The sequence below is a fragment of the Mesorhizobium sp. IMUNJ 23232 genome, from assembly GCF_044326205.1.
In the GTDB taxonomy this organism is placed as follows: Bacteria; Pseudomonadota; Alphaproteobacteria; order Rhizobiales; family Rhizobiaceae; genus Kumtagia.
Genome location: NZ_JBIRCY010000132.1, coordinates 1 through 5,591, shown reverse-complemented (window position 1 = coordinate 5,591; position 5,591 = coordinate 1). Strand labels below are relative to the sequence as shown.

Annotated in this window: 3 protein-coding genes and 1 pseudogene; 2 read left to right on the top strand and 2 right to left on the bottom strand. The window is 60.5% G+C overall.

Annotated features, from left to right (window positions below; translation table 11 throughout):
* Window positions 1-125: 125 nt before the first annotated feature.
* Window positions 126-896 carry an exodeoxyribonuclease III gene (xth, locus tag ACH196_RS37600; RefSeq protein WP_396651912.1) on the bottom strand — a complete coding sequence of 257 codons (771 nt, stop codon included), beginning with the start codon at window positions 894-896 and terminating at the stop codon, window positions 126-128.
* A 165-nt stretch (window positions 897-1,061) separates the two neighbouring features.
* On the opposite strand from xth, the gene ACH196_RS37595 reads away from it, so the two are divergent.
* Window positions 1,062-1,889, top strand: coding sequence for an endonuclease/exonuclease/phosphatase family protein (locus tag ACH196_RS37595; RefSeq protein WP_396651913.1), 828 nt, complete (start codon window positions 1,062-1,064; stop codon window positions 1,887-1,889).
* 25 nt (window positions 1,890-1,914) lie between these two features.
* Entirely contained in the window at window positions 1,915-3,315 is a 1,401-nt protein-coding gene (locus tag ACH196_RS37590; protein ID WP_396651911.1) for a phospholipase D family protein, read from the top strand.
* Here ACH196_RS37590 and ACH196_RS37585 read toward each other — a convergent pair.
* Window positions 3,304-5,433, bottom strand: a pseudogene (locus tag ACH196_RS37585) (OB-fold nucleic acid binding domain-containing protein); the annotation flags it as partial. The gene ACH196_RS37590 and the pseudogene ACH196_RS37585 overlap by 12 nt on opposite strands.
* Window positions 5,434-5,591 lie beyond the last annotated feature (158 nt).

The window sequence follows — 5,591 nt, the reverse complement described above, 5'->3', positions numbered from 1 at the left end:
CGAGACTGATGGGGGGCTGGAGTTCCTCGAACGCTTGAACTCGATGCCGTCAGCACCGAGTTTGACCGGAGCCCCGTTCGATCCGGCTTCATCACGTGAATTCTTCGATCGGAAGGCAGTCGCCGCTATGAAAGTGCCCCCCACGCCGGCGCATGATCGCTCGCCCCCTCGAGGGCACGAACGTGCCGGTCAACACCCGCCCCCACCATGCGCTTCGAAAGGTCGGGTGTGAGCAGAAGATGGTCGAGCCTCAGCCCTGCATCCCTAGTCCATCGATTCCGTCTGTAGTCCCAGAACGTGTAGATCCGTTCCTCAGGATGAAGAGTGCGAAGTGCGTCGGTCCACCTGCGACCGACCAATTTGCCGAAAGCCGCTCGGCTCTCGGGGTGGACAAGAGCATCGTCGTCCCAGGACTTCGTCGGATAGATGTCGAGTTCAGTTGGCGCAACGTTGAAGTCGCCGGCGAGGACTAATGGCGCTCTGCTCTTGCGAAGCCGTGTCGCCTGCCTCTGAAGACGGTCGAGCCAGGCCAGCTTGTAATCGAACTTGGGACCGGGCTGCGGATTGCCATTTGGCGCGTAGATGCAGGCGATGAGGACGCCTGCCACCGCTGCCTCGATGTATCGGCTCTGCAGATCGGCGTCGTCGCCTGGAAGAGCGGTGCGCGTCAGAACGGGCTCGGTTCCGCGCGCCAGAATGGCGACACCGTTCCATGTTCTCTGCCCCAACCAGACCGCGCCGTATCCGGCCTGCGCCAACGCGGCAGCGGGGAAGTCGCGGTCGAGGCACTTTAGCTCCTGAAGACAGGCCACATCCGGCCTCCTTGCTTCAAGCCAGGACAGAAGATTTGGCAGGCGTCGGTTGATATTGTTGATGTTGTAGGTCGCGATGAGCATCACCCCTAACACATCGCCATCACCAGCGTTCCAGGCGAAGGGTCCGCCGAACCGTTTTCATAGTTTGATTGCTACGAGGAACTGCCTGCCGGTTGTCGCATTGTCTTGAAGGTCTTATTCATCAACCACTTCACGGTTCAAAAATTGCCCCTTGACGAGTTGCCGATGGAAATCCCGCCGACGCTGCCGCAATCTCTCGCCGCAGCATTTCGGCGGGAAGCACCCTTATCCATCGAACTGAACGGTGAAGTCTCATGCACGACTATTGCCTCCTATAACGTTCACAAATGCGTCGGCGTCGACGGCCAGTTTGATCCCGCGCGTGTCGTCGACGTTATCTGCGAACTCGACGCCGATGTGGTTGCGCTGCAGGAGGCTGACGAACGTATCGGTGACAGGCGCGGTCTTCTCGACCTTGTCGCCTTGCAAAAGAAGACCGGTCTCATCCCGACACATCCTCAACGGAACGACAGTCATGGGTGGCACGGCAATCTCATCCTCGTCAGACGTGGCGTTGTTCAAGGTTTTCGACAGGTTAACCTGCCGGGCCTCGAACCTCGCGGAGCCCTCATCGTCGATCTGGAAATCAGCGGTGTAGCGCTGAGGGTTATCGCGGCACACTTTGGGCTGCTGCGCCGGTCACGGGCGCGGCAGGCACATGCGCTTCTGGAGGCGACGCATCCCGTTATGCAGCCCACAATCCTGCTCGGCGATCTGAATGAATGGCGGGTTCGCAACCGGTCGTCGCTGAATACGCTGTTGCCACATTTCGGGCCGATCCATGCTGTTCTGCCAAGCTTTCCCTCCCGCTTTCCGTTACTGGCGCTAGATCGCATCCTGGCACGCCCGGCGAGCCTGATATCGCGCATCGAAGTCCATCAAAGCCCGTTGGCGCGGCTGGCCTCCGATCATCTCCCTCTCAAGGCGCAACTTAACCTTTCCGGCGCAGCCCAGCCCGCCGCGCAACCGGCAATGCTCTCGCACGTTACCTAGGCGGACACGGTTTCATTGGGATCGCATGGACCTGGGCATCGCACAATCCGCCGACGACAGGATCAAGGCTGGCAAAACCGGCCTGCAGCTCGTTTCCGACAATTTCGATGCGATGGCGGTTCGTGTGCTTGCCGCTCGCAGCGCGATCCACAGCCTCGATCTGATGTATTACCTCTGGCATGACGACCAGTCCGGCCGGGCACTCATGCAGGAGGTCGTGGGCGCGGCCGAACGCGGCGTTCGGGTGCGGATCCTGCTTGACGACATGAACCCCCAGGTGAACGATGCGGCCTATCTTGCACTCAATGCCCACGAGAACATTGAGCTCAAGCTCTTCAACCCGAGTGGGATGAGGAACGGCAGTTGGTTGCGCTATTTCGAGCTTGTTTCCCGTCTGTTTGCGATGACCCGTCGGATGCACCACAAAGCCTGGCTGGTCGACCGACGTATCGCGATTGTTGGCGGCCGCAACATCGGTGATGCCTATTTCGGCGCCGCCGATACTAATTTTCGCGATCTTGACTTTCTGCTTCAGGGGGCCGCGGTCCAACAAACGCAAGATATCTTTGAGGCCTATTGGAACTGCGCGGCAGCGCTGCGCATCGACACGCTCCATCCCTCAGTGCCGGCCGACCGTCTGGACAGCCTCGGTGCCGGCAGCATTGGCGACGACGACAAGATTTTCGGCAATGTCAGTGCCAGAATGACCATCGATGAATTCATCTCGATGGGCAACAGCGTTCATTGGACGGAGAATGCGCGCGTCATCTCGGATCCGGCGTGCAAGGTCTCCGGCGACACGCCGGAAAAATGGCTGATAAACGAGTTGTTGCCTATCCTTGCAGAAAGCCGATCGAACCTCGAGATCGTGTCTCCGTATTTCATTCCCGGCCAACCGGGCTTGTCACTGCTGGCTGGGCTGGTCGAGCGTAGTGTTGATGTTTCGGTCCTGACCAACTCGTTGGCCGCAACCGACGTAGCTTTCGTCCACGGTGCCTATGCCAACTATCGGGTTCCTCTTCTCAAGGCCGGGATCAAACTGTTCGAACTGCAGCCTTTCAATAGCGAGAGGAACATCTCGGTCTTTGGTTCGAAGGGGGCCAGCCTGCATACGAAAGCATTCACGGTCGATCGTAAGATGGGCTTTGTCGGCTCGTTCAATTTTGATCCTCGGTCGGTGTCACTCAACTCCGAGATGGGCGTGCTTTTCGAGGACGAAGGATTGACCGCCGAACTCAATGAACGGATCGACGGCGAGAAGGCCCCGCGAACGAGCTATCGCGTCCTACTTGAAGGCGAGCGACTTCGCTGGCGGGAAGAGGTTGACGACAGCATCCGCAGTTACCGCCACGAGCCTGGCGCCAGCATCTACAGGAAGTGTCTGGCCCGGTTAGTTCGCTACTTGCCGATTGAATCACAGCTGTGACAGGCTGCGTTCACCAAACTTGGTGGCGATTCCCCGAAAATCCCTTGGCTTGACCTTGATAGTGTCGATGTGGAGGTCCGGGATGTGGATGTCGCGGACCTTCATCCCCTTAGGCGGCAGCGTCCGCGGATCCAGACCAGGACTGCCGTGATGGAATTCATCTCCGCGGCCGTGGGGCAGCGGGAAGGCGGCTTCGCGGCTGCCGACGCTGGCAAGTTCGGCCGAGAGGTTTGTCAGGTGATGCGCGACCAGGTGCACGACCTCGCCCTCGCGCTGGATGCGGCCACGAGCCGCAAACATGCTGGCGGCGAGGATGATGCGGCGCTGCCTTTCGAACAGCTTTGGCCAGATTACGAGATTGGCGATGCCGGTCTCGTCCTCGATGGTGATGAACATGACGCCCTTGGGCGATCCGGGCCGTTGCCGGACAAGGACGAGGCCGGCGGCTTCGATCCATTGGCGGTCGCGGCCGTTCATTGCATCGCGACAGGTGACGATACGGCGGCGCCTCAGATCGGAGCGAAGGAACGACATTGGATGTGCACGCAGGGTCAGGCTGACATGCCCATAGTCCTCGACGACTTCGCTGCCGGCGGTCATGGGCCGGAGCGCGATTGTTGGCTCGGCGAGTTCGGGGATTGTCTCTTCTGCGCGTCGGGCGGCCGCCTCGAAAAGTGGAAGCGGCTCATCGCGAAGACCCTTGATCTGCCAAAGAGCTTCGCGGCGGGAGAGGCCAAGACTTTCCCGGAAGGCGTCGGCTTCTGCCAGTTGCACCAGGGCCGCGATCGGCACGCCGGCGCGGCGCCATAGATCGTCGACCGATGAATATGGCTCTTCGGGGCGTGCGGCCAGCAGCGTCGCGGCATTGGAGTTAGCCAGACCTCGCACCATGCGCATGCCTAGCCTGACGGCAAATTTTTCATCACCTGCCGGCTCCAGCGTGCAGTCCCAGCGTGAGGCGTTGATACAGACCGGCCGAACCTCGACCTCATGATCGCGGGCATCACGCACGATCTGTGCCGGCGCGTAAAAGCCCATTGGCTGGGCATTGAGAAGTGCCGCACAGAAGACCTCGGGATGATGGCACTTCATCCAGGATGAAGCGTAGGCGATCAGGGCGAAAGAGGCAGCATGGCTTTCCGGGAAGCCATAGCTGCCAAAACCCTCGAGCTGCCGGAAGGTGCGCTCGGCAAACTCCTGCTCATATCCATTGTCGACCATGCCCTTGACCAGCTTGTCACGGAAATGGCTGACGCCGCCGGTAAACTTGAAGGTGGCCATGGCGCGGCGAAGTTGATCGGCCTGGCCGGCGGAAAAGCCCGCGCATTCGATGGCGACGCGCATCGCCTGTTCCTGGAACAGCGGGACACCCAGCGTCTTGCCCAGCACCTTCTCCAGTTCGGGCTTGGGATAAAACACCGCTTCCTTGTTTTCGCGGCGTCGCAGATAGGGATGCACCATATCGCCCTGGATCGGTCCCGGCCGCACGATCGCGACCTCAATCACCAGGTCATAGAAGGTCCAGGGTTTTATGCGCGGCAGCATCGACATCTGCGCCCGGCTTTCGATCTGGAAGAGGCCGAGCGTGTCCGCCTTACGGATCATCGCATAGGTCGGACCGTCTTCAGGCGGAATGGTTGACAGGTCATGGGTGACGCCCTTGTGCTCGATGAGCAGGTTGAAGGCGCGCTTCATGCAGGAAAGCATGCCCAGCGCCAGACAATCGACCTTCATGAAGCGCAGCGCATCGATGTCATCCTTGTCCCACTCGATCACCTGCCGGTCCTTCATCGCGGCCGGCTCGATCGGCACCAGATCGTCCAACCGGTCATTCGTGAGCACGAAACCGCCAGGGTGCTGGGACAGATGTCGAGGTGAGCCCATCAGCTGGCGAGCGAGGTCCAGCGCGAGTCGCAGGCGGCGGTCGCCGAGATTGAGGTTCAACTCCTCGACATGCTTGGGCTCAACACCTTCCTCCGACCAGCCCCAGACCTGCGAGGACAACATTTTGATAAGATCCTCGGTCAGGCCCAGCGCCTTGCCGACATCGCGTAGCGCGCCCTTGGAGCGATAACGGATCACTGTAGAGCAAAGGGCTGCGTGATCACGGCCGTAGGTGTCAATGGCGGCGCAAAACCAGGCCGTTGGGCGGCGCAAAAGTAGGCCACTTGGGCCGGCAAGCGGGGAACGGCGGGAGGGCGTAGCCCGACCAGCGGGGAACGGCGGGAGGGCGTAGCCCGACCACAGTTTGCCGCTTGCGGCGTCGGCGATTCCCT

Coding starts and splice junctions, on each gene's coding strand:
- xth (WP_396651912.1), bottom strand. CDS start 896: ATGCTCATCGCGACCTACAACATCAACAATATCAACCGACGCCTGCCA.
- ACH196_RS37595 (WP_396651913.1), top strand. CDS start 1,062: ATGGAAATCCCGCCGACGCTGCCGCAATCTCTCGCCGCAGCATTTCGG.
- ACH196_RS37590 (WP_396651911.1), top strand. CDS start 1,915: ATGGACCTGGGCATCGCACAATCCGCCGACGACAGGATCAAGGCTGGC.